Consider the following 26,410-nt stretch of genomic DNA (forward strand, 5'->3'; position numbering starts at 1 on the left):
CATGCGATCAAAATTATTCATCACGGGCTGTAGCCTCTGCGCTGATAGGGCTGGCGTACTCGGCTTTAAGTCGGCCGTCCTGGTCCAGGAGCCAGGCGTCCATAACTTGACGCACCACTGGCGCGGCGACCCCGGAACCGGACTCACCGTTCTCGACCATCACCGACACCACGATTTGCGGGTTGTCGGCCGGCGCGAAGCCGACAAACAAGGCGTGGTCGCGGTGGCGTTCCTGAACCTTGGAGCGATCGTACTTCTCGCCCTGCTTGATCGCGACCACCTGGGCCGTACCACTTTTGCCGGCGATCCGGTATTGCGCGCCAATCGATGCCTTGCGCGCGGTACCACGAGCGCCGTGCATTACCTGCTGCATCCCGTGGTTGACCTTGGTCCAGTCCGACGGATCGCGCAGGACGATGTCCGGCATCGGGTTTTCATCTTTCGGCTTCTCGCCTTCGACGGTCTTGGCCAGGTGCGGACGGTTCCACACACCTTTGTTAGCCACCAGCGCCGTGGCCTGGGCCAGTTGCAGCGGCGTGGACTGCATGTAGCCCTGGCCGATTCCGAGAATCAGGGTTTCACCCGGGAACCAGGCCTGGCGACGGGTCGCACGCTTCCATTCGCGGGACGGCATCAGGCCCGGTGATTCTTCGAACATGTCCAGCGAGACCTTCTGGCCAATACCGAATTTGCCCAGATACGCCGACAAGCGATCGATTCCCAGCTTGTGGGCCAGATCATAGAAGTAGGTGTCGTTGGACCGCATGATCGCCGTGTCCAGATCCACGTAGCCGTCGCCGGTACGGTTCCAGTTACGGTATTTGTGATCGTAGTTGGGCAGTTGGTAATAACCGGGATCGAACACGCGGGTCGATGCGGTGACCACCCCCGAATCCAGACCGGCAATCGCCACCGCCGGCTTGATGGTCGAGCCCGGCGGGTACAGTCCGCGCAGCACGCGGTTGAACAAAGGCCGGTCGATCGAGTCGCGCAGTTCGGAATAGGCCTTGAAGCTGATGCCGGTCACGAACAGGTTCGGGTCGAAACTCGGCTGACTGACCATCGCCAGCACTTCGCCGGTTTTCGGGTCCAGCGCAACGACTGCACCACGGCGACCGCCGAGTGCGGCTTCGGCGGCTTCCTGCAATTTGATGTCCAGGCTCAGGACGATGTCCTTGCCGGGAATCGGATCGGTACGCTTGAGCACACGCAAAACGCGGCCCCGTGCGTTGGTTTCGACTTCCTCGTAACCCACCTGACCGTGCAGCTCAGGCTCGTAAAAGCGCTCGATGCCGGTCTTGCCGATGTGGTGGGTGCCGCTGTAATTGACCGGATCGAGAGATTTCAGCTCTTTCTCGTTGATCCGCCCCATGTACCCGACCGAGTGCGCAAAATGTGCGCCCTGCGGGTAGTGACGCACCAACTGCGCCACCACTTCCACGCCAGGCAGACGGAACTGATTCACCGCGATCCGGGCGATTTGCTCTTCGGTCAGTTCGAACAGGATCGGCACCGGCTCGAACGGCCGGCGCCCCTGACGCATGCGTTTCTCGAAGATCACCCGGTCCTCGGGCGTCAGCTCCAGCACTTCGACGATCACGTCGAGCACTTGCTGCCAGTCGCCGGAGCGCTCGCGGGTCATGCTCAGGCTGAAGCTGGGCCGGTTATCGGCCACCACCACGCCATTGCGGTCAAAGATCAGTCCGCGCGTCGGCGGAATCGGCTGCACATGGACACGGTTGTTTTCCGACAGGGTCGAGTGGTACTCGTACTGGATGACCTGAAGGAAATACAGCCGCGCAATCAGCACACAAATAAGCGTCACGACCGCAATGGCACCGAACACGACACGGCCACGCACCAGACGGGCGTCTTTTTCGTGGTCCTTGATACGGATCGGCTGAGACATGAGGGCAGAACTACTTGTGGTAAGGGTGACCGGACAAGACTGTCCAGGCACGATACAGCTGTTCGCCGATCAGAATACGCACCAGCGGGTGCGGCAACGTCAACGGCGACAATGACCAGCGCTGATCGGCTCGGGCACAGACTTCCGGCGCCAGCCCTTCGGGACCGCCGACCATGAAATTCACCGTGCGCGAGTCCAGGCGCCAGCGATCGAGTTCGACCGCCAGCTGCTCGGTGCTCCAGGGCTTGCCGTGGACTTCGAGGGTGACAACACGCTCATTCGGCCCGACCTTGGCCAGCATGGCTTCGCCTTCCTGACGGATGAAGCGCGCCACGTCGGCGTTCTTGCCACGGGTATTGAGCGGAATTTCCACCAGTTCCAGCGCCAGCTCGGACGGAAGACGCTTGGCATATTCATGCCAGCCTTCTTCCACCCACTTGGGCATCCGTGAACCGACGGCGATCAGTCGCAGTCGCACAGCGGGCCCTTATTGCTGGTCTTTGTTGAGCTTGATGAAATGCTCGTGGGTGTTTTCCGGGCTGTGGTGCGCGGCGCTGCCGGCACGGCTCTGCTCGGCACCCTGCCACAACCGCTCCAGGTCATAGAACTGACGAGCGCTGGCCGTCATCATGTGTACGATGACATCGTCCATATCCAGCAACACCCAGTCGCTGTCACCCTTGCCTTCTTCACCCAACGGCTTGACGCCCAGAGCCTTGACCGCCTCGCGGACCTTATCCAGCATCGCGCCGATCTGGCGGTTGGAAGTACCGGTAGCGATGATCATGAAGTCAGTGATGCTCTGCTTTTCACGAACGTCGATCACCAGAATGTCCTGGGCCTTGACGTCTTCCAGGGCGGCTTCGGCAACCTTGACCAGTTCTTCACCGCGCAGCTCCGGCCCGGTTGGCGCCTCTACTGGCAGTGGAGCGCTTTTGAATGTGCCTTTGCGCTTTACTTTAGCTACGTCTTTGTCAGTCATATAAAACTCGTTTTGCTCGTATGTTCGGGGGCTTCGATACACGTGATCACGTGCTTGAAGCGCGCCTCTTTTCAGTTCGACGCACGGTAAAGTCCGTGCGCATCGATGTAGGCCAGGACCGCGTCGGGCACCAGGAAACGTACCGACTTACCGCTGGCCAGCAGTTGACGGATCTGGGTGGCGGATACCGCGAGCGGTGTCTGCCAGACGAATGCAATCTGTCCGCTCGGCCCTTTGAGGGCCAGCGGGTCGCTCACCGAGCGCGCTGCCAGCAGGTTGCGCAAGGCATCCGGCGGTTCGCTGTCGGCATCCGGGCGTTGCAGCACCAGGATGTGGCAATGCTGGAGCAACTCTTCCCAGCGGTGCCAAGTGGGCAGGCCGCAAAATGCGTCCCAGCCCAAAAGTAGAAAAACCTGGGTCTGGGCGGCCAGTTCGGCGCGCATCAGTTCCAGGGTATCGATAGTGTAGGACGGTTTGTCCCGCTGCAATTCGCGGGCATCCACCACTAACGGTGCCACACCGGCCACCGCGCACTCGACCATCGCCAGACGGTCTTTTGCCGACACCTGCGGCGTACCGCGATGCGGCGGCCTGGCACTGGGTGTCAGACGCAATTCATCGAGTGCCAACGACTCGGCGACTTCCAGCGCACCGCGCAGATGGCCGATGTGCACCGGGTCGAACGTGCCGCCCAGCATGCCAATGCGCCGAGGTTGAGGCTCGTTTGCGGTGGCTGGGGCTGTCGGGTCGAGGTCGCCCAAGTCAGACCGACGCCTGGCCGCGCAACTGGCCATCACCGACCACGATGTACTTCTCGCAGGTCAGACCTTCGAGGCCCACCGGGCCGCGGGCGTGCAGCTTATCAGTAGAAATGCCAATCTCGGCACCCAATCCGTATTCAAAGCCATCGGCGAAGCACGTCGGGGTGTTGATCATTACCGACGATGAATCGACTTGCGCGACGAAACGCCGCGTATCGGCGAGGTTTTCGCTGACAATCGAGTCGGTGTGATGGGAGCCGTACTTATTAATATGCTCGATGGCCTGGTCCAGCCCGTCGACCACGCGGATCGACAGAATCGGCGCCAGGTATTCGGTGGTCCAGTCTTCTTCAGTAACCGTGACCGCATCGATGATCGCCCGCGTGCGTTCGCAGCCGCGCAGTTCAACGCCTTTTTCGCGGAACTGGGCAGCCATCGACGGCAGGAAATCCTTGGCAACGGTTTGGTCCACCAGCAGCGTTTCCATCGCGCCACAGATGCCATAACGGTATGTCTTGGCGTTGAACGCGATGCGCTGGGCTTTCGCCAGGTCGGCATGCTCACTCACGTAAACGTGGCAGATCCCGTCCAGGTGCTTGATCACCGGCACGCGGGCGTCACGACTGACGCGTTCGATCAGGCCACGGCCACCACGGGGCACGATGACGTCGACGTATTCCGGCATGCTGATCAGCGCGCCAACGGCGGCACGGTCGATGGTTTCAACCACTTGCACCACGGCGGCCGGCAGTTCGGCTTCGGCCAGTCCGCGCTGGATGCAGGCGGCGATGGCACGGTTGGAATGAATGGCTTCGGAACCGCCACGCAGGATCGTCGCGTTACCGGACTTCAGGCACAGGCTGGCGGCGTCGATGGTCACGTTCGGCCGGGATTCGTAGATGATCCCGATCACGCCCAACGGCACACGCATCTTGCCAACCTGAATACCCGACGGGCGAAAGCTCATGTCACGAATCGCGCCGACCGGGTCCGGCAATGCGGCCACCTGGCGCAAGCCGACGATCATGCCGTCGATGCGTTCCGGGGTCAGCGCCAGACGCTCCAGCAAGGCAGGTTCAAGACCATTAGCGCGACCCGCGGCCAAATCCAGTTCGTTGGCAGCCGTCAGCTCAGCGCGTGCAGCGTCCAGCGCATTGGCAGCGGCCTGCAAGGCGCGGTTTTTCTGCGCGGTGCTGGCGCAGCCGATGACGCGAGAAGCCTCGCGGGCAGCGCGACCCAGGCGGGTCATGTAGTCAAGAACGGACTCAGTCATGGTCTGTGGTGGTCTTTGCTAAGGTCTTGGTAAAGAGTAAAGCGGCAGATTATAGCTGTCGCGTCCCGGGACTAACAGCGGTGACGGGCGGATGGTCGAAATCGAGGGCAATTTGCCGACGTTCAGCCGGGATTAAGCTGCAAATTGTTATCATCACCGCTCAATCAGCCCTGATAAACGCCGTTCATCATGTCCAACCTGACTGTTCGAGCGTCCGCTTCGAGCCTGCCCACGGGGCTCCCGGATGCGTTTTTCGACCGCGACGCACAAACACTGGCCCGGGATTTACTCGGCAAAATCATCCGTCACCGGGTTGGTGACCTGTGGCTCAGCGCCCGGATTATCGAAACCGAAGCCTATTACTTCGAAGAAAAAGGCAGCCACGCCTCCCTCGGCTACACAGAAAAGCGTAAGGCTTTGTTTCTGGATGGCGGTCACATCTATATGTATTACGCCCGTGGCGGCGACTCCTTGAACTTCAGCGCTCAGGGCCCGGGCAACGCGGTACTGATCAAATCCGCCTATCCGTGGGTCGACGAATTGAGCGGGCCGGCAAGCCTGGCGCAGATGCTGTTGAACAACCCCGACACCCAAGGCCGCCCTCGCCCGACGCAAAAGCTGTGCGCCGGACAGACATTGCTGTGCAAGGCGCTGGGTTTGAAGGTGCCGGTCTGGGATGCCAAGCGATTTGACCATGAGGTGTTGCTGGTTGAGGACGTCGGTCCGGCGCCAGCCCACGTCATTCAAACCACGCGCCTGGGGATCCCCCATGGGCGCGATGAACACTTGATGTACCGCTTCGTCGATGCTGCTTATGCACTGTATTGCACACGGAACCCGCTGCGACGGGGGCAGGTCGAAGGTCGCGATTATTTTCTACTGTCTTGATGACCAGAAACCTGCAGGAGCGAGCCTGCTCGCGATAGCGGAGTATCAGGCGACATCTATGTCGACTGGCAGTCAGCTATCGCGAGCAGGCTCACGCCTACAAGGGATCTGAAGTGTCTGGAAGATTGCGTTCGTCCCCCATGGGACCAATGAACATTTGATGGAGTTGTTTTTATGGGCCCATGGCTCGATAGCGTGACCGGTTGGTTGACGGTCAACCCGCAATGGCTGGCGGCGGCGGTGTTCATCGTGGCCTTTGTCGAATGCCTGGCGATTGCCGGTCTGATCGTGCCCGGTACGGTTATGTTGTTTGCCGTGGCGGTACTGGCTGGCAGCGGCGCGCTGTCGCTGAGTGAAACGTTGCTGTTAGGGTTCTTCGCTGGCGTACTGGGCGATGTCGTGTCCTACTTCATCGGTCGACATTTCCATCAAAACATTCGGCGCCTGCCGGGTTTGCGCCATCATCCGGAATGGATTGCCGGGGCCGAGGCGTATTTCCAGCGCTATGGTATTGCCAGCCTGTTGGTCGGGCGCTTCATCGGCCCCCTGCGTCCGATGCTGCCGATGGTCGCCGGCATGTTCGACATGCCCTTCCCGCGATTTTTCGCCGTCAGTCTGTTGGCTGCCGCTGGCTGGAGTGTGGCGTACCTGCTGCCCGGCTGGGCCACGGGCGCGGCGATTCGTTTGCCGTTGCCGGAAGGCTTCTGGCCGGAGGCGGGTGTTGTCGCTGGCGCCATTGCGGCCATGGTCGGCCTGAGCATCACCAGCAGCATGCGCCGCCATCGCAAGGCGACGATGTTGATTGCCGGGATGAGCTTTCTGATTCTGCTGGGACTGTTTATTGGCTATCCGCACCTGACCGCGCTCGATCAGGGCGTCATGACCCTGGTACAGGAACACCGCAGCCCGATGCTCGATGAAGTGGCCGTGCTCTTCACGCTGATCGGTGAGTTCCGCAACATGCTGGTGTTCAGTGGCTTGCTGGTCGCGCTTCTGCTGATCGCTCGGCAATGGCGACAGGCGATTTTCGCTGGCAGCACCCTGCTTGTCACCGCTCTAGGCAACACGTTCACCAAGCAATTTTTCGCCCGTATACGCCCGGAAGTGCTGAGCGATCCGCTGACCAGCTACAGCATGCCAAGCGGTCATGCCTCCGGCGCCTTCGCGTTATTCCTGACCCTCGCCGTACTGGCCGGTCGCGGCCAACCGCCGCGAATGCGCCTGACCTGGTTGCTGCTGGGATGTTTGCCCGCGCTGGCGATTGCCCTGTCGCGGGTGTACCTGGGCGCGCATTGGCCGACGGATGTACTGGCCGGCGCGATGCTGGCGGCGTGCGTGTGTGCAGCGAGCTTGTGGGTGAGCCAGCGTCAGGCGCCGCTAAACGCCATGCCGCCTAAAGTCTGGTGGCTGGTGCTGCCAGCGCTGATGGTTTTGTTTGCGTTCTTCGCGTTACGGCATTTACCGCATGCGATGTTGCGGTATGCGTACTGAAGTAGCAGCCTCGCAGGCTCGGCAGTTGCTACAGGTGCGATTCAAGCAAACAGCTCGCCTTGCAACTCATCCAATAGCGCCTGGATCGCATCCAGTCGCTGCTGCGGGTCATCGAGTTGCAGCAGATCGATCTTGTCCACCTCGGCAAACGGCAGTAGATAAGCGAGCTGATTGGCCAGCGACTGTTGCCCGGTCGCTTCGGTGCCCATGTTCAACGCTTCGACCATCGGATGTTCGGCCAACGCCTTGAGCAGCGCCACCAGATCCGCGTCTTCATCCTGCAGCGGTTGCTCAGGTTCATCCTCCAGCCACTCGACATCAGCGACGGTCAACTGATCACGCTGCACCTCGGTGCGCAAGACATGGAACCGCCGCCCGCCCTGCACCCGAATCCCCAGCAAGCCGTTGTCCTGCTGTTTGAAATCGGTGATCAGCGCTTCACAGCCCACCAGCGCATAACCTGCCGGTGCAATGCCGACTTCTTCGCCATCAAGGATGCACACCACGCCAAAGCCGCCGCCCTGTTTCATGCAGCGGCTGATCATGTCCAGGTAGCGCGCCTCGAAGATCTGCAAGTCGAGGATGCAGCCAGGAAACAGCACTGTGTTCAGCGGGAAAAGCGGCAAACTCATAGACATTTCCTTACACCATCATCGATACCACCAACGGCAGGAACACCGCCGTGGCCACGCCCATCAGACTCATCGCCAGCGCCGCAAAGGCGCCGCACTCTTCACTTTCTTGCAAGGCCACCGAAGTGCCGACCGCATGGGCGGTCATGCCCAGTGCCATGCCGCGCGCCTCGGGGCTGTGGACACCCAGCCGGGTCAACAGGCTCGGGCCGAAGATCGCACCGATCACGCCGGTGATCAACACGAACACCGCGGCCAGCGCTGCGACACCGCCGATCTGCTCGGCCACCAGCATGGCAATCGGAGACGTCACCGACTTGGGTGCCATGGTCATCAGGATCATGTGTTCGGCACCGAACCACCAGCCCAGCAACACGCCCATGCCCGTGGCGACCACGCCACCTATCACCAGCGTAGTAAATATCGGCCAGAACAACTGCCGAATCCGTCGCAGATTAAGGTACAGCGGTACCGCCAGCGCCACCGTCGCAGGCCCGAGCAAGATGCTGAGGATCTCGGTGCTCTTGCGGTACTCGGCGTAGGTCAGGCCGCAGGTCACCAGAACACCGATCACCACCAGCATCGAGACCAACACCGGTTGCAGGAAGATCCAGCGGGTTTTCTCGAAAGCGGCCAACACCAACTGATAAGCGCCCAACGTGATGCCGATGCCGAACAACGGATGATGAATCACCGAGTCGAGCGCGCCGTGCCAATCCAGGATCATTGGTCATCTCCGCGAGGGGCATGGCGCTTGACCATGCGTTGCATCAACACTCCGGCAAACGCCATGGACAGCACCAGCGACAACACCAAGGCGCCGACGATGGCCCAGAAGTCCGCGGCTATGTCCTTGAAGTACACCATCACGCCCACGGCCGGCGGCACCAGCAGCAACGGCAAGTAACGCAGCAGACTGCTGGCCGCCAGGCTCAGCGGCTCGCCGACTTGTCCGCGTGAAATCAGGTACACCAGCAACAACAGCAAACCGATAATCGGCCCCGGTAGCACCGGTAAAAACAGGTGATTGATGGCTGTGCCCAGCAATTGAAACAGCACCAGCCAGGTCAGGCCACGTAACAACATCCGGCATCTCCCGCACTCGCCCCCCCCAAGCAGGGGCCGAGCATTATAAGCACGTCAGCGCTATGGATCGGCATTCGCCAAAAGCATGGAGAGTTGACCGGAGCCATTTGCCATGTTGATCTAAAGTGGTTCACAGGGAGGTCAAATCCCCCCACTCGAAAAACTATAAATCCGATGAAACCCAAGGAGAGTCTCAATGCCCCATGTTCCCGTTGCAGAGCTCAAAGATTATGTCGGCAAGGAACTCGGACGTTCCGAATGGCTCACCATCGATCAGGAGCGCATCAACCTGTTCGCAGAAGCCACAGGTGATTATCAGTTTATTCATGTCGACCCGGTCAAAGCCGCGCAAACGCCATTTGGCAGCACCATCGCCCATGGATTCCTGTCGCTGTCACTGATCCCGAAACTGATCGAAGACATCCTCATCCTCCCCCAAGGCGCGAAGATGGTGGTCAATTACGGTCTCGACAGCGTGCGTTTCATTCAACCGGTCAAGGTCGATTCGAAAGTACGGCTCAAGGTCGACCTCAGCGACGCCACCGAGAAAAAACCCGGTCAATGGCTGCTCAAGGCCATCTGCACCCTTGAGATAGAAGGCTCGGAAAAACCGGCCTATATCGCTGAATCACTTTCCCTCTGCTTCGTGTAAACCTCCCGGATGCGAAGCAGCTCACGCTGTTTCGCGACCCTCTCTATATATACGACACATAGCTGCGGCATACTCGGTCGCCTAATTGCCCGGATCCCGCTATGCGCTCACTTGCACTCCTTGCCTTGACCCTGTTGCTCACCGCTTGCGGCGATGGCGAATCGCTGCTGCCTCCCGATGCCCGGCTGCCGGACGGTGGGCGCTATCGCGGTGATCTGGTCAACGGCTTGCTGCAAGGTCAGGGTCGCATCGACTACCCGAACGGCAGCTGGTACGCCGGCGAATTCGACAAGGGTCAATGGCATGGCCAGGGCGAATGGCATGGCAGCAACGGCGAGGTCTATCGCGGGAATTTCAATCAGGGCCTGTTCGACGGCGAGGGCACGCTGACCACACCGGGCAGCAGCTACACCGGCGGTTTCAAACTCGGTCGGCGCGAGGGCGAAGGCACGCTCAAAGAAAACGGCATGACCTATCGCGGCGAATTCAAGGCCGATCAATATTCAGGGCTCGGTCATCTCGAACTCGATGACGGCAGCTCGTACCAGGGCCAGTTCGCCCATGGCAAACCCAACGGTGAAGGCCAGCGCGGCGACGCCAGCGGCAATCAGTTCACCGGGCATTTCGTCGATGGGCAACTGGAAGGCAACGGGACCTTCAACAGCGCCGACGGTGACATCTACGCGGGCGGTTTCAAGAATAATCAATTGCACGGCAAGGGTCGCTACGAGAATGCCGACGGCGATGTCTGGCTCGGTCAGTTCAAGGAAGGCTCGCTGAACGGCAAGGGCGAGTTGATCGGTGCGGATGGCAGCCACTACATCGGCCAGTTCAGCGACTGGCGCTTCACCGGCCAGGGCCGTTTGAATCTGCCCGATGGCAGCTTTTATACCGGCCAGTTCGACGGCGACAGCTATTCAGGTCGAGGCACGCTGGTGCTGACTGACGGCACCGTGCAAAGCGGCACGTGGAACAATGGCCAGCGTGTGCGTGACGCCGATGGCAAGTTGCTGCCCGACAGCCTGGAGCTTGGCTTGCTGGCTCAGGGTCGCTTGCTCGACGACGCCCTGCTCAACGTGCCGACCTCGACGCCGGCCGTCGAGCTGTACACCCTGACAGTGGGCGGTGACGGCAAACAAAGCGTGTTCCTGCGCGAATCCGATTACGTCAGCAACATGCTCAGCAGCCGCTTCGGTGCAATTGGGCAAATCCGGCTGGTGAATCATCGCGACCACCTCGTCGACCGGCCCATGGCCACCCGGGAAAACCTGCGCCGTGCGGCATTAACCCTGGCCGAGCGCAGCGGCCCGGAAGACCTGATCTTCATTTACCTGACCAGCCACGGCACCGCCGAACACGAACTGGTGCTCGACCAGCCGCGCATGGAGCTGTCCGACCTGCCGGCCGATGAACTCGCCGCGGTGCTGGCGCCGTTGAAGAATCGCGACAAGGTCATCGTGATTTCCTCCTGCTATTCCGGTGGATTCATTCCGGCATTGAAAGACGAACGCACGCTCATCATGACGGCCACGCGGGCAGACCGCGTGTCCTTTGGCTGCTCCGAGGAAGCCAACTTCACCTACTTCGGCGACGCGCTGTTTGCTCAGGCGCTGAACCAGACCGACGACCTGGAGCAAGCCTTCAAACTGGCCAAGGCCACCGTCGCCGAACGCGAACTGGCGGACAGCTTCGAAGCCTCTGAACCGCAGCTCTGGGCCCCGAAAACGGTCATCTCGCACTGGCAGTTGCTACGCAAGCAGCAGGCACGAAAAGCGCTACAAAGTGTCTCTATCGACAGCAAGGATGCAAAGAGCAACTAAGCTGAACAGTATCAAGGGGGAAACACTATGTACTTGACGCCTCAGCATGTATTGCTTGCCGGAGCTACCGGGTTGACCGGTGAACATCTGCTTGATCGCCTGCTCAACGAGCCTACGATTTCAAGGGTATTGGCCCCCTCACGCCGTCCACTCGCCAAACACCCACACCTGGAAAACCCGGTTGGCGACCCGGCAGTGTTTCTGCCGCAGCTCAACGGTCGTGTCGATATTGCCTACTGCTGCCTGGGCACCACGATCAAACAGGCCGGCTCCGAAGAAGCGTTTCGTGCAGTGGACCTGGACATGGTCGTGGCGTTTGCCAAACGTGCGCGGGAAATGGGCGCACGCCACCTGATCGTAATCAGTGCCCTGGGCGCTGATCGCAGGTCCTCGATTTTCTACAACCGGGTCAAAGGCGAGATGGAACACGCATTGCGCGCGCAGGACTGGCCGCAACTGACCATTTGCCGCCCGTCGCTGTTACTGGGCGATCGCATCGAGCCACGCATGGGCGAGAAAGTCGCCGGCCCGCTGTCACGCCTGATCCCGGGCAAATACCACGGCATCGAAGCTTGCCAACTGGCCCGGGCGATGTGGCGGTTGGCGCTGGAAGAACAGGATGGGGTTCGGATTGTCGAGTCGGATGAGTTGCGTAAGCTAGGCAAGTAACCTGTGGCGAGGGGCTTGGCCCCTCACCACAACGTTCTCCTACAACCCACCCGTCGCCTGAAAACTCACCCCGATCACCGTCAGCAATGACAACGGCAACAGCAGCGTGTCAAGCAGCGCACTGGCTGGCAGGTCCAAGCCAGGGTAACTCGGCGCCTCGGCACCAAAGTGGTCCTTGGCGCAGCACCCGCCGTTCATGGCATACAAATCCAGACGCGTCCCCGCATACACCAGCGGCGCCCCGGGCTTGGCGGCATCAAGGGTGCGCGCCGTGGCGCAGCCGGTCAGTTGCAAGACCAGCAGAAGAATCAGTAGCTTATTCATCGCTGCTCAAATGGTGCTCACCCCAGCGCGGCAGCATGTCTTGCGGGATGTTCAACAGATTGAGAATCCGCGCCACGACAAAATCGATCAGGTCATCGATGGTTTGCGGCTGATGATAGAAACCTGGCGAAGCCGGCAAGATCGTCACGCCCATGTTCGACAGCTTGAGCATGTGTTCCAGATGGATACTCGAATACGGCGCCTCACGCGGCACCAGAATCAACTGGCGACGTTCCTTCAAGGTCACGTCGGCCGCACGTTCGATCAGGTTGTTGCAGGCGCCGGTCGCGATGGCCGACAGCGTCCCCGTCGAACACGGCACCACCACCATCGCCGCGGGCGCACCGGAGCCAGAAGCCACCGGCGACATCCAGTCTTCCTTGCCATACACCTTGATTTGCCCGGCCGCAGCACCGGTGTATTCCGTGAGGAAGGCCTGCATCATCTGCGGTTTTGGCGGCAGCGTGACGTCAGTCTCGGTGGCCATCACCAGTTGTGCCGCCTTGGAAATCAGGAAGTGCACTTCGCGATCTTCACGCACCAGGCAATCGAGCAAACGCAAACCGTACTGAGCGCCGGAAGCGCCGGTCATGGCCAGCGTGATGCGATCCGGGCCGCTGCTCATTGCAGCGCCTCGGCGAGTTTGCCGTGCAGGCCGCCGAAGCCGCCATTGCTCATGATCACCACGTGGGTACCGGGCTGGGCCTGGCACTTCACGCGCTCGATAATGCCTTCCAGCGAATCGCTGACAATCGACGGCACGGTACACCGCGCGGCGGTTCCGGCCAGGTCCCAACCGAGGTTGGCTGGCGCGTACCAGATCACCTGATCAGCATCGACCACGCTTTCCGGCAAGCCGTCGCGGTGCGCGCCGAGCTTCATGGAGTTGGAGCGCGGCTCGATGATCGCGATCAACGGCGCATCGCCGATGTGTTTGCGCAGGCCGTCGAGGGTCGTCGCAATGGCAGTCGGGTGGTGCGCGAAGTCGTCATAAATGGTGATGCCGCGCACTTCGGCGACTTTTTCCATCCGGCGCTTCACGCTTTTGAACGCGCTCAACGCGGCGATGCCCATGGAAGGCACCACGCCGACATGGCGCGCGGCCGCCAATGTAGCCAAGGCATTGGCCACGTTGTGCTGACCGGTCATGTCCCACTCGACCACGCCCTGAGCGACACCTTCAAACATCACTTCAAACTTCGAACCGTCTTCGCTCAACAGTTTGACTTGCCACTGCCCGCCCGCTCCGGTGGTCTGCACCGGGGTCCAGCAGCCCATTTCGATGACGCGCTGCAACGCCGGCTCAGTGGTCGGGTGGATCACCAGGCCTTCGCTTGGAATGGTCCGCACCAGATGGTGGAATTGCCGCTCGATGGCTGGCAAATCGGGGAAGATGTCTGCGTGATCGAACTCAAGGTTGTTCAGGATCGCCGTGCGCGGACGGTAGTGAACGAACTTGGAGCGTTTGTCGAAGAAGGCACTGTCGTATTCGTCGGCTTCGATCACGAAGAACGGCGTGCCGCCCAAGCGAGCGGAGACCGAGAAGTTCTGCGGTACGCCACCGATCAAGAAGCCCGGGCTCATGCCGGCATGCTCAAGCACCCAGGCGAGCATGCTGCTGGTGGTGGTTTTGCCGTGAGTGCCGGCGACAGCCAGCACCCAGCGACCTTGCAGCACGTGATCCGCCAGCCATTGCGGGCCGGAAACGTACGGCAGGCCTTTGTTCAACACGTATTCGACGGCGGGGTTGCCGCGCGACATGGCATTGCCGATGACCACCAGGTCCGGGGCCGGATCGAGCTGGGAAGGGTCGTAGCCTTGGGTCAACTCAATGCCCTGAGCCTCAAGCTGAGTGCTCATTGGCGGATAGACGTTGGCGTCGGAACCCGTCACGTGATGGCCCAGTTCCTTGGCCAGAACCGCCATCGAACCCATGAAGGTGCCGCAGATACCCAGAATATGAATGTGCATTAGTCGACCTCGTAAAACATGGCCGCAGGTTAGCGTAGGGAGGGGAAAATCGCACCTTGTGTTTCGGATTTGAAGACGCCTTCGCGAGCAGGCTCGCTCCCACAGGGGTTCAGCGGTGCTCACATAATGTGTGTCCGCTGAAGATCAAATGCGGGAGCGAGACTGCTCGCGAATGGCCGCGACGCGGTCTAGCGCTCGATACCGTGCTTACGCAGCTTTCTATAAAGCGTATTACGGCTGACACCCAGCTGCTCGGCGGTATGGGTCATATGCCAACGCGTATGCTCCAGCGCATTCAACAACGCCAGCCGCTCGGCATCGTCCAACGGATGCTCGGACGGCGCTTCGACCGTCGATGAAACCGCCGGCCGCGCCTGACGAATCATCGCCGGCAAATCCTCCAGCCCGATTCGCCCGCCGTCACACAACGCCGCCAACGTACGCAGCACATTGCGCAGCTGCCGCACGTTGCCCGGCCAGGCAAACCCCAACAAGGCTTCCCGCGCCGGCCCGTCGATCAAAACCGTTTCCCCACCCGCCTCTTCCGCCAGCAAAAAATCGAGCAACCGGGATTTATCACTGCGATCACGCAACGCCGGCAACGCGACTTCCAGCCCGTTGAGCCGGTAATACAAGTCCTCACGGAAGCTGCCGTCCTGCACCCGGTCCAGCAGATTACGGTGAGTCGCGCTGATGATTCGAACGTTGACCGCCTCCGGCTCGCCGCCAATCGGCACCACCTGTCGGTCCTCCAGCACCCTTAACAGCCGGGTCTGCAAGGCCAAGGGCATGTCGCCGATTTCGTCGAGAAACAGGGTCCCGCCATCGGCCTGCTGCAACTTGCCCCGCATGCCTTCCTTGCGCGCGCCGGTGAAGCTGCCGCCGCGATAACCGAACAGTTCGCTTTCGATCAGGCTTTCAGGAATGGCCGCGCAGTTAAGGGCGACGAAGGCTTTTTCCGCCCGTTGACTGGCCTGATGCACGGCTTTGGCGAAGGCTTCTTTGCCGGAACCGGTTTCGCCGTTGATCAATAGCGGTACATCGCGCTCGAACACCCGCAGCGACTTGCGAAAATCTTCCTGCAGCGCAGCATCACCGATGCAGATGCCCGACAGCCTTGGACGCTCGGCAATCGCCGGGCGTTGCACCACCGGAACCGGGATACTGCGAGGTTGTCCACGTAAAACGGCAAACAGACTGCGACCGTCACGGGTGCGCAGCGGCCAACTGGCGCTGGCATTCACACTGGCGCGACCGAGCAACTCATCCAGCGAGCAATCGAAAAACGCTTCCACCGGTTTGCCCAGCAGGCCGCCGCGAATGTGCCCGAGCAGGTTCAGCGCACTTTGATTGACCGCACAGATCCGCCCTTCCCCGTCGAACGCCAGCAGCCCTTCGCTGAACAGCCCGACGGACTCGGCCTGCAAGTGAAAACGCAGCAACCATTGATTGTCGAAATAGCGCAGAAAATAGCAGCTCTCGATCATCTTCGCCGACAGATTGACCAGGGCCATGGTGTGGAATTGACTCTGGCGCGAGACATCGTGGCGCGCCGATGACACGTCGAGCACCGCCAGCAATTCGCCATGGGGGTCGAACACCGGGCTCGCCGAGCAGGTCAGGCCGGTGTGGCGACCGCGAAAATGTTCGTCTTGATGGATGGTCAGAGACTGGCGCTCCACCAGGCAGGTGCCGATGCCGTTGGTGCCTTCGCAGGCCTCGCTCCAGTCAGCGCCAAGCCAGAGGCCGGCACGCTCGAAAATCTTCCGTTCGGCGGGGGCGGTGACGCAATTGAGGATCACGCCACGGGCATCTGTCAGCAGCACGGCGTGGCCGGCGCCGGAAAGTTGTTGATGGAGGCTGGTCATTTCATTGCCGGCGATCTGCAGCACTTGCTGCAAGCGTTCGCGGCTCTCCAGCACTCGGCCATGTTCCAGCACCGTGGGCGCGATGGTCAGGGCCGGGTCGAGGTGATAGTCCTCAAGACAGCGCAGCCAGGACCGGGCGATGGAAGGATCGCTGCCGGGGCCATGCAGGTGCGATTTGCCCTGGGTGACGGTCAGGACCTGCCGGGCATGGCGACTCAAATGGTTGTCGTGCATTTCTTATTATTCTCTCCACAAGGTCTGGCTCGCCCCGTGTAGCAGCTGCCGAAGGCTGCGTCCGGCTGCGAAGCAGTCGTAAAACCTGTGTCCCGTGTGCAGGGCCGAAAACGAGGCAAGCGCTGCGCTCTCGGACGCAGCCTTCGGCAGCTGCTACAGGAAGCGCGTGTCCGAGCATCCTCCAGCCTGGCCCGCATTGCAATGCTGGCAAGACCCGCCAGTCACACCCTGTGCCACAAGCGGTACAAAGTGTCACGGGCGCCGTACCGAAAGCGTCACAGCGCGCCTCCGCCGGTCCGACAAAAACTGCGCAAGGCCTTGATTTACCTGCCCTGCAAGGCGGTGGCCCGACCTTTGCTCTACGCTTATACAAGCGCACATGCGCTCTCCCTTATAAGCACAAAAGCCAAGGAGAACCCCACCATGCGTTACGCTCACCCCGGTACTGAAGGCGCTATCGTTTCGTTCAAGAGCAAATACGGTAACTACATCGGCGGCGAGTTCGTCGCGCCTGTCAAAGGTCAGTACTTCACCAATACCTCGCCAGTGAATGGCCAACCGATTGCCGAATTCCCACGCTCCACCGCCGAAGACATCGACAAGGCCCTGGACGCGGCCCACGCCGCCGCCGATGCCTGGGGCGCCACGTCCGCCCAGGCTCGCTCGCTGGTGCTGCTGAAAATCGCCGACCGCATCGAGCAGAACCTGGAACTGCTGGCAATCACCGAATCCTGGGACAATGGCAAAGCCGTCCGCGAAACCCTCAACGCCGACATCCCGCTGGCGGCTGACCACTTCCGCTACTTCGCCGGCTGCATCCGCGCGCAGGAAGGCAGCGCCGCCGAGATCGACGGCAACACCGTGGCTTATCACATACACGAACCGCTGGGCGTGGTCGGGCAGATCATCCCGTGGAACTTCCCGATCCTGATGGCCGCCTGGAAACTCGCCCCGGCCCTGGCCGCCGGTAACTGCGTGGTGCTCAAGCCTGCCGAGCAGACGCCGCTGGGCATTACCGTGCTGATGGAGCTGATCGGCGACCTGCTGCCGCCGGGCGTGCTGAACGTGGTGCAAGGCTTCGGCAAAGAAGCCGGCGAAGCCCTCGCCACCAGTAAACGTATCGCCAAGATTGCCTTCACCGGTTCGACCCCGGTCGGCTCGCATATCATGAAATGCGCCGCCGAAAACATCATCCCGTCCACCGTGGAGCTGGGTGGCAAGTCGCCGAACATCTTCTTCGAAGACATCATGCAAGCCGAGCCGACCTTCATCGAGAAAGCCGCTGAAGGCCTGGTGCTGGCGTTCTTCAACCAGGGCGAAGTCTGCACCTGCCCGTCGCGCGCGCTGGTGCAAGAGTCGATCTACGACGACTTCATGAAAGTCGTGATGAAAAAAGTCCTGTCGATCAAACGTGGCGACCCGCTGGACACCGACACCATGGTCGGCGCCCAGGCGTCCGAGCAGCAATTCGACAAAATCCTTTCGTACCTGGAAATCGCCAAGGGCGAAGGCGCCGAGCTGCTGACCGGCGGGAAAATCGAAAAACTCGAGGGCAACCTGGCGACCGGGTATTACATCCAGCCGACCCTGCTCAAGGGCACCAACAAAATGCGGGTGTTCCAGGAAGAAATCTTTGGCCCGGTGGTGAGCATCACCACCTTCAAGGACGAAGCCGAAGCCCTGGCCATCGCCAACGACACCGAGTTCGGCCTCGGCGCCGGCCTCTGGACCCGCGACATCAACCGCGCCTATCGCATGGGCCGCGCCATCAAGGCCGGCCGCGTGTGGACCAACTGCTACCACCTGTACCCGGCGCACGCCGCGTTCGGCGGTTACAAAAAGTCCGGTGTCGGCCGTGAAACCCACAAAATGATGCTCGACCACTATCAGCAGACCAAAAACCTGCTGGTGAGCTACGACATCAATCCGTTGGGCTTCTTCTAAAACCGGGGGCGATACAGGTATTCCTGTGTCGCCCTTCAGAATGCCATCGCGGGCAAGCCCGCTCCCACAGTGATTTGTGGTTATCCCCAAAATATTGGTTTACCCCAATACCCTGTGGGAGCGGGCTTGCCCGCGATGGCGCCCTTAACGACAACATCAAAACATCGCCCTGCCCCACTGGCACGGGCCTTGCGTGCCCGCTCCACACCCAAACGTCGTACCGCAAGTCCAAAAGATCAAACAATAAAAAAGACAGCGAGGACTTATGACTTCTTCCACACAGCTCAAACCCACACTCGGCACCCTGCACCTATGGGGTATTGCCGTCGGCCTGGTGATTTCCGGCGAGTACTTCGGCTGGAGTTACGGCTGGGGCACCGCCGGCACATTGGGCTTTCTCGTCACCGCCCTGATGGTAGCGACGATGTACACCTGCTTCATCTTCAGCTTCACCGAATTGACGACCGCGATCCCCCACGCTGGAGGGCCGTTTGCCTACAGCCGGCGGGCGTTTGGCGAGAAAGGCGGACTGATCGCCGGCATCGCCACCCTGATCGAATTCGTGTTTGCCCCCCCGGCCATTGCGATGGCGATTGGTGCCTACCTCAACGTGCAGTACCCGGAACTTGACCCCAAGATCGCGGCGGTTGGCGCGTATTTCGTGTTCATGGGCCTGAATATCCTCGGCGTCAGCATCGCGGCCACCTTCGAACTGGTGGTCACCGTGCTGGCGGTCGCCGAGTTGCTGGTGTTCATGGGCGTCGTGGCTCCGGGCTTCAGCTTCAGTAATTTCGTGCTCAATGGCTGGTCGGGTTCCAATGAATTCACCATCGCTTCCATTCCCGGCATCTTTGCCGCCATTCCCTTCGCGATCTGGTTTTTTCTCGCGATCGAAGGCGCGGCGATGGCCGCTGAAGAAGCCAAGGACCCGAAACGCACGATTCCCAAGGCTTACGTCAGCGGCATTCTGACCCTGGTGTTCCTGGCCATCGGCGTGATGGTGATGGCCGGCGGCGTCGGCGACTGGCGTCAGCTGTCGAACATCAACGATCCGCTGCCTCAAGCGATGAAAGCCGTGGTCGGCAACAACTCTAGCTGGATGCACATGCTGGTCTGGATCGGTCTGTTCGGCCTGGTGGCGAGCTTTCACGGGATCATCCTCGGCTACTCGCGGCAGTTCTTCGCCCTGGCGCGGGCCGGTTACCTGCCGAGTGGCCTGGCCAAACTCTCGCGTTTCCAGACCCCGCACCGCGCCATTCTGGCCGGCGGCGTGATCGGCATCGCGGCGATTTACAGCGATGGCCTGGTCAACCTGCAAGGCATGACCCTGACGGCGGCGATGATCACCATGTCGGTATTCGGTGCCATCGTGATGTACATCATCAGTATGCTGAGCCTGTTCAAACTGCGTAAAACCGAACCGAACCTGGAACGCACCTTCCGCGCACCGGGCTACCCGATTGTTCCGGGGATCGCGCTGTTCCTGGCGGTGGTGTGCCTGGTGGCGATGGCGTGGTTCAACACGCTGATTGGCTGTGTGTTCCTGGGCTTCATGGCCGCCGGTTACCTGTATTTCCAGCTGACCGCCAAGCAACGCGCCGACGCGCCGGCCGATGCGATGCTCGAAGGCATTTAAGTTGCACCGGCGCCGGGCTTGCAGCCTGGCGCCTGCGTTATTGAAGTGCATGCAAGCCCCTGTGGGAGCGAGCAAGCTCGCTCCCACAGGGAATGTCACTGTTATTGAGACTTGTCCAAAACTGGAGAAATCGCCCCATGGCCGCATTTGCCCACTCCGTCGGCGCTCAGACCTACCGCTTCGAGAGCCTCAAGGACGTCATGGCCAAGGCCAGTCCGGCGCGCTCCGGGGATTTCCTGGCGGGCGTCGCCGCGCTCAACGATGGCGAGCGTGTGGCCGCGCAAATGGCCCTGGCTGACATCCCGCTGAGCCACTTCCTGCAGGAAGTACTGATTCCCTATGAGTCCGATGAAGTCACCCGACTGATCATCGACACACACGACACACACGCCTTCGCCGTGGTCAGCCACCTTACCGTCGGCGGTTTTCGCGACTGGCTGCTCAGCGATGCCGCCGATGAACAGAGCCTGCGCGCGCTCGCCCCCGGCCTGACCCCGGAAATGGTCGCCGCCGTGTCGAAGATCATGCGCGTCCAGGACCTGGTGCTGGTAGCGCAGAAAATCCGCGTGGTCACGAAGTTTCGCGGCACCATGGGCTTGCGCGGACGCTTATCCACGCGCCTGCAACCCAATCACCCCACCGACGAACCCGCCGGTATCGCGGCGAGCATCCTCGACGGCCTGCTCTACGGAAACGGCGATGCGATGATCGGCATCAACCCGGCTACCGACAGCATCGCCTCGATCTGCGCCATGCTGGACATGCTCGACGCGATCATCCAGCGCTATGAAATCCCGACTCAGGCCTGTGTGCTGACCCACGTCACCACCTCGATCGAGGCAATTAATCGCGGTGTTCCGCTGGACCTGGTGTTCCAGTCGATTGCCGGCACCGAAGCGGCCAACGCCAGTTTTGGCATCAACCTGAATGTGTTGAAGGAAGGTTACGACGCCGGTTTGAGCCTGAATCGCGGCACGCTGGGCCAGAACCTGATGTATTTCGAAACCGGCCAAGGCAGTGCGCTGTCCGCCAACGCCCACCACGGTATCGATCAGCAAACCTGCGAAACCCGCGCCTACGCCGTGGCGCGCCACTTCAAGCCGTTTTTGGTGAACACGGTGGTCGGTTTCATCGGCCCGGAATACCTCTACAACGGCAAACAGATCATTCGCGCCGGCCTCGAAGACCACTTCTGCGGCAAGTTGCTGGGCGTGCCAATGGGCTGTGACATCTGCTACACCAACCACGCCGAAGCCGACCAGGACGACATGGACACCCTGCTGACCTTGCTGGGCGTGGCCGGGATCAACTTCATCATGGGCATCCCCGGTTCCGACGACATCATGCTCAACTACCAGACCACCTCGTTCCACGACGCCCTCTACGCCCGTCAGACGCTGGGCCTGAAACCCGCGCCGGAATTCGAGCAGTGGCTGACGAAAATGGGCATCTTTACCCAGACGGACGGCAAAATTCACTTCGGCGACAGCCTGCCCCCGGCTTTCCGCCAGGCGATGGCGCAATTGGGATGAGTGCATTCATGGATAAACCACCCGTTGATCCGCAGAACCCGCTGCTGGAGTTGCGCCGGCTGACACCCGCGCGGATTGCCTTGGGGCGCACAGGCACCAGCATGCCGACCAGCGCCCAACTGGACTTCCAGTACGCCCATGCGCAGGCACGGGATGCGGTGCATTTGCCGTTCGACTCGGCGGGGCTCAGCGCTCAACTGACCGAGATCGGGCGCGACAGTTTGTTGCTGCACAGCGCCGCCACGAACCGGGACAGCTATTTGCAGCGCCCTGATCTGGGGCGCAAGTTGAGCGATGAATCCGCGCATACCCTGCGCACGTATGCGACGGCCAATCCCGGCGGCATCGATCTGGTGATTGTGGTGGCCGACGGACTGTCGGCACTGGCCGTGCATCGCCATACCCTGCCGTTTCTCTCACGCCTGGAAGAGCAGGTGCTGGCTGAAGGCTGGTCTGTGGCACCGGTGATGCTGGTGGAACAGGGCCGCGTCGCGGTGGCCGACGAGATCGGTGAACTGATGGGGGCGAAAATGACGGTCATCCTGATCGGTGAACGCCCCGGGCTCAGCTCCCCCGATAGTCTGGGTTTATATTTCACTTACAATCCAAAGGTTGGCCTGACGGATGCTTATCGCAATTGCATCTCCAACGTTCGGCTCGAGGGCCTGAGTTACGGCATGGCCGCACACCGTTTGCTGTATTTGATGCGAGAGGCCTGCCGTAGACAGCTGTCGGGAGTCAATCTCAAGGACGAAGCGCAGCTTCAGACGCTGGAATCGGACGCCGGAGCGGACATGAAACGAAACTTCCTGTTGGGACAGTCAGATGCCTGAACCGTTTCCGCATTGCGTTTGGGAATGGGTTTCAGGCAGGATCGACGAACGGCCGCCACGGGTTTCCCATCGCCGTCAACGCACGTAAGACAGCCACTTGAAGACGAGACCTACCATGCGGATTATTCAAGCGACCCTCGAACACCTGGACCTATTGGCGCCAATGTTCGTCAAATATCGTGAATTTTATGGATCCCTGCCGTACCCGGACTCGTCCCGAGCGTTCCTCGAAAAACGCCTGCGCCGCAAAGAGTCGGTGATTTATCTGGCGTTGTCCGATGACGATAGCAACAAACTGATGGGTTTCTGCCAGTTGTACCCGAGCTTTTCGTCCCTTTCGCTGAAACGTGTATGGATCCTCAACGACATTTATGTCGCCGAAGACGCCCGCCGCCAATTGGTGGCTGACAACTTGATCCGTACCGCAAAAAAAATGGCCAAGGAAACCAATGCCGTGCGCATGCGCGTTTCCACCAGCAGCAACAACGAAGTCGCGCGTAAAACCTATGAATCCATCGGGTTCAAGGAAGACACCGAGTTCAAGAACTACGTGTTGCCGATCAGCGACGAGCTCTGAGCCCCGACCGTCGATTGTGGGAGCGAGCTCGCTCCCACAGAAAACCTGCCTGGACCATCGGTCTAATGCGACATCCCCCGCTACAAACTGAACGCTCTTTTCACTTTTCAGTCCGTATAATCCCGATCTTTCCGACTTGTAAGAAAAACTACACCCCCGTGTAGTCTTATACGCAGTCATCCGCACAGGCCTGCTGAGTCGGGCCGTCACCACAGGTGCCCCCATGGATTTCAACCCGATCGATATTGTTCTGCATCTCGACGTTTACCTCGACATGCTGGTGACCAACTATGGGACCTGGATTTACGCCATCCTGTTTCTGGTGATTTTCTGTGAAACCGGTCTGGTGGTCATGCCGTTCTTGCCGGGCGACTCGCTGTTGTTCATCGCCGGTGCCGTGGCGGCCGGTGGCGGCATGGATCCGGTATTGCTGGGCGGCCTGTTGATGCTCGCGGCGATTCTCGGCGACAGCACCAACTACCTGATTGGTCGAACGGCCGGCGAAAAACTGTTCAGTAACCCGGACTCGAAGATCTTCCGCCGTGACTACCTGCAACAAACCCACGATTTCTACGACAAGCACGGCGGTAAAACCGTGACCCTGGCGCGGTTCCTGCCGATCATTCGTACCTTTGCACCGTTCGTCGCCGGTGTCGGCAAGATGCCTTACCCGCGGTTCTTTTTCTTCAGCGTGCTCGGCACGATCCTCTGGGTCGGCGGCCTGGTGACCCTCGGTTACTTCTTCGGCAACGTACCGTTCATCAAGAAAAACCTGTCGTTGCTGGTGGTCGGCATCATCCTGCTGTCGCTGGTGCCGATGATCATCAGCATGGTCCGCAGCCGCCTCGGCAACGCCGCGTCCAAAGCCCAATCGCGCTGACAGGCGATGTGGTCGCTTAGCGCCTGGCGTCGCCAGCGCACCCTGGCCAAGCACCCGATTGCCGACGACATGTGGCAGCGGGTGCGCCATCACCTGAGCTTCCTCGATGGCATCAGCGCCACTGAAGACCAGTGGTTGCGCGAAGCCAGTGTGTTGTTCCTCGAAGACAAACACCTGACCGCCCTGCCCGGCGTCGAACTGCACCAGGAGCAGCGCCTGCTGCTGGCCGCGCAAGCGCAATTGCCGCTGCTGAACCTGGGCGATTTGAACTGGTACCAGGGTTTCCACGAAATCATCCTCTACCCCGACGACTTCCTCAGCCCCCAGCGCCATCGCGATGCCAGCGGCGTTGAGCACGAGTGGGACGGCGAACACAGTGGCGAGGCGTGGCAGCAAGGCCCGATCATCCTCGCCTGGCCGGGCGTGATGGCCAGTGGTGGCTGGGAAGGCTACAACCTGGTCATCCACGAACTCGCGCACAAACTCGACATGCTCAACGGCGTCGCCAACGGCCTGCCGCCGCTGCACCCGGACATGCGGGTCAGCGATTGGGCCAAGGTGATGCAAGAGGCCTACGACGACCTCGACCGGCAACTGGAGCGCAATCCGGACGCCGAAACCGCGATCGATCCGTATGCGGCGGAAAACCCTGCCGAGTTTTTCGCCGTCACCAGCGAATACTTCTTCAGTGCCCCGGATTTGCTGCATGAGGCTTATCCAAAGGTGTATGAACAGCTGAAGTTGTTTTACCGACAGGACCCGCTGAGCCGGTTGCAGCAACTTCTGGCCGAGGACCCGGTCTATCAGGCACGCGACTAAGGTCTACACGACTTCTGGCACATGGCGTCATCGGCGGAATATGCCTATAATCGCCGCCACTTTTTGGTCAATCCGGCCAAGTGTTTTTGGTCAACTAACGGGGGCACCGCCCAATGAGCTACAGCAAGATTCCGGCTGGCAAAGACCTGCCGAACGACATCTACGTCGCGATCGAGATCCCGGCCAACCACGCGCCGATCAAATACGAAATCGACAAAGACAGCGATTGCCTGTTCGTTGACCGTTTCATGGCCACCCCGATGTTCTACCCGGCCAACTACGGTTACATCCCGAACACCCTGGCTGACGACGGTGATCCCCTCGACGTGCTGGTTGTAACCCCTTACCCGGTTGCTCCAGGCTCGGTCATCCGCGCTCGTCCAGTCGGCATCCTGAACATGACCGACGACGGCGGCGGCGATGCCAAAGTCATCGCAGTCCCACACGACAAGCTGTCCCAGCTGTACGTCGACGTGAAGGAATACACCGACCTGCCACCACTGCTGATCCAGCAGATCGAGCACTTCTTCGCGAACTACAAAGATCTCGAAAAAGGCAAATGGGTGAAGATCGAAGGCTGGGCCGGCGCTGATGCCGCCCGCGAAGCGATCACCAAGTCGGCTGCCGCCTACAAAGGCTAAGACGCCATTGGCCTTGCGCCACTGACGACTTGAAAAAAACCCCGGTTGATCCGGGGTTTTTTGTGGGCGCTCATAAAGGGCTTTAAACAGCGTGTTTATCTTTTCGCCACTGCGGTTTTTCTCTGTTTAATTTGTTCCAAATACGTCTTACATCCGGTCGTAAATTTCCCTCGAAATTTGAACGGTTCGTTTATTCAAAGCCCCGCCCTGCGCCCGTAGACTCGTGTTTATGAAAAAGAACACTAGCGGCCCACGGTTCAAAGCATTGCTCGAAAAAGCCAAGATCACGACGACAGGATTTGCCGCTTTTTTCGACACGGAAGCTCAAAACATCCACAACTGGTACACCCGTGGTGTGCCCGCTTACCGCATGGAAGAGGTTTCCAGATTACTTTCGGTCAACAGCCACTGGCTCAAAACCGGCGAAGGCCCGGAAGACGCCAAACACCTGCGCCTGCTCGACGAGTCCGGCAACACCTTCGACGCCCAGGCGATTCGTGGCATCTACACGGTGATCGAGCCGACCGACGTCGAACTGCCCCTCTACAAAGAAACACCCATCGCCCCGGGGTCTCACAAAACCCACATCGTGGAAGACACCGGCCAATTCATCCGCCTCCCCAAAAGCCACCTCGACTCCCTGGAAATCAACCATGCCGATGCGATCTGTATTCACATGCTCGGCAATAGCATGGGCGCAAGGATTGAGGACGGCTCTATCCTCGCCATCGACCGTGGGCTGACCAAAGTGATTGATGGGGAGATTTACGCCCTCGACCATGACGGGATGCTGCGCATCAAATACCTGCACCGAATGCCCGGGAATGCGCTGCGGTTACGCAGCTACAACAAAACCGAGCACCCGGATGAGATTTTCAGTGCCGAGCAGATTGATAAGCAGAACATCAGGGTGCTGGGGTGGGTGTTCTGGTGGTCGACACTCAACAAACGGCGACCGGCGGTGCCGTTCCTGTAACACACGCCGTCG

26 protein-coding genes are annotated in these 26,410 nt (G+C 60.4%); 14 read left to right on the forward strand and 12 right to left on the reverse strand.

What is annotated here, in order from left to right:
• Positions 1-13: 13 nt before the first annotated feature.
• The 5 genes from mrdA to H8F22_RS24235 form a co-directional block, all read right to left on the reverse strand.
• Positions 14-1,909 (reverse strand): penicillin-binding protein 2, encoded by a 1,896-nt coding sequence (mrdA, locus tag H8F22_RS24215; RefSeq protein ID WP_027924299.1) that lies wholly within the window; start codon positions 1,907-1,909, stop codon positions 14-16.
• A gap of 10 nt (positions 1,910-1,919) precedes the next feature.
• Entirely contained in the window at positions 1,920-2,387 is a 468-nt protein-coding gene (gene rlmH, locus H8F22_RS24220) for a 23S rRNA (pseudouridine(1915)-N(3))-methyltransferase RlmH (protein ID WP_007937439.1), read from the reverse strand.
• A gap of 9 nt (positions 2,388-2,396) precedes the next feature.
• Positions 2,397-2,891 carry a ribosome silencing factor gene (gene rsfS, locus H8F22_RS24225; RefSeq protein WP_194940768.1) on the reverse strand — a complete coding sequence of 165 codons (495 nt, stop codon included), beginning with the start codon at positions 2,889-2,891 and terminating at the stop codon, positions 2,397-2,399.
• Between the two features lie 71 nt (positions 2,892-2,962).
• On the reverse strand, positions 2,963-3,652 hold the full coding sequence (nadD, locus tag H8F22_RS24230; RefSeq protein WP_228758930.1) for a nicotinate-nucleotide adenylyltransferase: 690 nt from the start codon (positions 3,650-3,652) through the stop codon (positions 2,963-2,965).
• Between the two features lies 1 nt (position 3,653).
• The gene (locus tag H8F22_RS24235) at positions 3,654-4,925 is read right to left on the reverse strand and encodes a glutamate-5-semialdehyde dehydrogenase (protein WP_194940769.1); all 1,272 of its coding nucleotides are present in this window, start codon (positions 4,923-4,925) and stop codon (positions 3,654-3,656) included.
• Positions 4,926-5,114: 189 nt separating this feature from the next.
• Here H8F22_RS24235 and H8F22_RS24240 point away from each other — a divergent pair, with 189 nt between their 5' ends.
• Complete coding sequence (locus H8F22_RS24240; protein WP_194940770.1) at positions 5,115-5,813, forward strand: DNA-3-methyladenine glycosylase; 699 nt, start codon at positions 5,115-5,117, stop codon at positions 5,811-5,813.
• Between the two features lie 174 nt (positions 5,814-5,987).
• Complete coding sequence (locus H8F22_RS24245; protein WP_027924304.1) at positions 5,988-7,304, forward strand: bifunctional DedA family/phosphatase PAP2 family protein; 1,317 nt, start codon at positions 5,988-5,990, stop codon at positions 7,302-7,304.
• 41 nt (positions 7,305-7,345) lie between these two features.
• Here the strand turns inward: H8F22_RS24245 and H8F22_RS24250 are convergent, their stop codons facing one another.
• From H8F22_RS24250 to H8F22_RS24260, 3 genes are read right to left on the reverse strand one after another with little or no spacing between them, the layout of a single operon-like run.
• The gene (locus H8F22_RS24250; protein WP_027924305.1) at positions 7,346-7,936 is read right to left on the reverse strand and encodes an LON peptidase substrate-binding domain-containing protein; all 591 of its coding nucleotides are present in this window, start codon (positions 7,934-7,936) and stop codon (positions 7,346-7,348) included.
• 10 nt (positions 7,937-7,946) lie between these two features.
• On the reverse strand, positions 7,947-8,657 hold the full coding sequence (locus tag H8F22_RS24255; RefSeq protein ID WP_172825967.1) for an LrgB family protein: 711 nt from the start codon (positions 8,655-8,657) through the stop codon (positions 7,947-7,949).
• Positions 8,658-8,659: 2 nt separating this feature from the next.
• Positions 8,660-9,022, reverse strand: a complete 363-nt coding sequence (locus H8F22_RS24260) for a CidA/LrgA family protein (protein ID WP_027924307.1) — start codon at positions 9,020-9,022, stop codon at positions 8,660-8,662.
• 196 nt (positions 9,023-9,218) lie between these two features.
• Between H8F22_RS24260 and H8F22_RS24265 the strand changes: the two genes are divergently transcribed.
• From H8F22_RS24265 to H8F22_RS24275, 3 genes are all read left to right on the forward strand, one after another.
• Positions 9,219-9,674: a MaoC family dehydratase gene (locus tag H8F22_RS24265; protein ID WP_027924308.1), complete on the forward strand. Its 456-nt coding sequence runs from the start codon at positions 9,219-9,221 to the stop codon at positions 9,672-9,674.
• Positions 9,675-9,775: 101 nt separating this feature from the next.
• Positions 9,776-11,494, forward strand: a complete 1,719-nt coding sequence (locus H8F22_RS24270) for a C13 family peptidase (RefSeq protein WP_194940771.1) — start codon at positions 9,776-9,778, stop codon at positions 11,492-11,494.
• A 27-nt stretch (positions 11,495-11,521) separates the two neighbouring features.
• On the forward strand, positions 11,522-12,163 hold the full coding sequence (locus H8F22_RS24275) for an oxidoreductase (protein WP_027924310.1): 642 nt from the start codon (positions 11,522-11,524) through the stop codon (positions 12,161-12,163).
• 39 nt (positions 12,164-12,202) lie between these two features.
• Here H8F22_RS24275 and H8F22_RS24280 read toward each other — a convergent pair whose 3' ends face one another.
• The 4 genes from H8F22_RS24280 to H8F22_RS24295 all read right to left on the reverse strand — a co-directional run bounded on the left by H8F22_RS24280 (position 12,203) and on the right by H8F22_RS24295 (position 16,560).
• Positions 12,203-12,487: a YceK/YidQ family lipoprotein gene (locus H8F22_RS24280; protein ID WP_027924311.1), complete on the reverse strand. Its 285-nt coding sequence runs from the start codon at positions 12,485-12,487 to the stop codon at positions 12,203-12,205.
• Positions 12,480-13,112 carry a flavin prenyltransferase UbiX gene (gene ubiX, locus H8F22_RS24285; RefSeq protein WP_027924312.1) on the reverse strand — a complete coding sequence of 211 codons (633 nt, stop codon included), beginning with the start codon at positions 13,110-13,112 and terminating at the stop codon, positions 12,480-12,482. Before ubiX ends, H8F22_RS24280 begins: the two co-directional genes overlap by 8 nt.
• Positions 13,109-14,458 (reverse strand): UDP-N-acetylmuramate:L-alanyl-gamma-D-glutamyl-meso-diaminopimelate ligase, encoded by a 1,350-nt coding sequence (gene mpl, locus H8F22_RS24290; protein WP_027924313.1) that lies wholly within the window; start codon positions 14,456-14,458, stop codon positions 13,109-13,111. The genes ubiX and mpl overlap by 4 nt, the downstream gene beginning before the upstream one ends.
• A gap of 188 nt (positions 14,459-14,646) precedes the next feature.
• Complete coding sequence (locus H8F22_RS24295; protein ID WP_027924314.1) at positions 14,647-16,560, reverse strand: sigma-54-dependent Fis family transcriptional regulator; 1,914 nt, start codon at positions 16,558-16,560, stop codon at positions 14,647-14,649.
• A 423-nt stretch (positions 16,561-16,983) separates the two neighbouring features.
• Here H8F22_RS24295 and exaC point away from each other — a divergent pair, with 423 nt between their 5' ends.
• The 9 genes from exaC (at position 16,984) to H8F22_RS24340 (ending at position 26,398) form a co-directional block, all read left to right on the forward strand.
• Positions 16,984-18,504, forward strand: coding sequence for an acetaldehyde dehydrogenase ExaC (exaC, locus tag H8F22_RS24300; protein WP_027924315.1), 1,521 nt, complete (start codon positions 16,984-16,986; stop codon positions 18,502-18,504).
• Between the two features lie 265 nt (positions 18,505-18,769).
• Complete coding sequence (eat, locus tag H8F22_RS24305) at positions 18,770-20,140, forward strand: ethanolamine permease (protein WP_027924316.1); 1,371 nt, start codon at positions 18,770-18,772, stop codon at positions 20,138-20,140.
• A gap of 137 nt (positions 20,141-20,277) precedes the next feature.
• Positions 20,278-21,672: an ethanolamine ammonia-lyase subunit EutB gene (locus tag H8F22_RS24310; RefSeq protein ID WP_194940772.1), complete on the forward strand. Its 1,395-nt coding sequence runs from the start codon at positions 20,278-20,280 to the stop codon at positions 21,670-21,672.
• A gap of 8 nt (positions 21,673-21,680) precedes the next feature.
• Complete coding sequence (gene eutC / locus H8F22_RS24315; protein ID WP_194940773.1) at positions 21,681-22,505, forward strand: ethanolamine ammonia-lyase subunit EutC; 825 nt, start codon at positions 21,681-21,683, stop codon at positions 22,503-22,505.
• A gap of 115 nt (positions 22,506-22,620) precedes the next feature.
• Positions 22,621-23,082, forward strand: a complete 462-nt coding sequence (locus H8F22_RS24320; RefSeq protein WP_027924319.1) for a GNAT family N-acetyltransferase — start codon at positions 22,621-22,623, stop codon at positions 23,080-23,082.
• 223 nt (positions 23,083-23,305) lie between these two features.
• On the forward strand, positions 23,306-23,962 hold the full coding sequence (locus H8F22_RS24325; protein ID WP_027924320.1) for a DedA family protein: 657 nt from the start codon (positions 23,306-23,308) through the stop codon (positions 23,960-23,962).
• A 6-nt stretch (positions 23,963-23,968) separates the two neighbouring features.
• Positions 23,969-24,781 (forward strand): M90 family metallopeptidase, encoded by an 813-nt coding sequence (locus tag H8F22_RS24330; protein WP_194940774.1) that lies wholly within the window; start codon positions 23,969-23,971, stop codon positions 24,779-24,781.
• A 113-nt stretch (positions 24,782-24,894) separates the two neighbouring features.
• Positions 24,895-25,422, forward strand: a complete 528-nt coding sequence (gene ppa / locus H8F22_RS24335; protein WP_027924322.1) for an inorganic diphosphatase — start codon at positions 24,895-24,897, stop codon at positions 25,420-25,422.
• 229 nt (positions 25,423-25,651) lie between these two features.
• Complete coding sequence (locus tag H8F22_RS24340; RefSeq protein ID WP_027924323.1) at positions 25,652-26,398, forward strand: S24 family peptidase; 747 nt, start codon at positions 25,652-25,654, stop codon at positions 26,396-26,398.
• The last annotated feature ends 12 nt before the right edge of the window (positions 26,399-26,410 follow it).

Source organism: Pseudomonas mucoides (assembly GCF_015461845.1).
Taxonomy (GTDB): domain Bacteria; phylum Pseudomonadota; class Gammaproteobacteria; order Pseudomonadales; family Pseudomonadaceae; genus Aquipseudomonas; species Aquipseudomonas mucoides.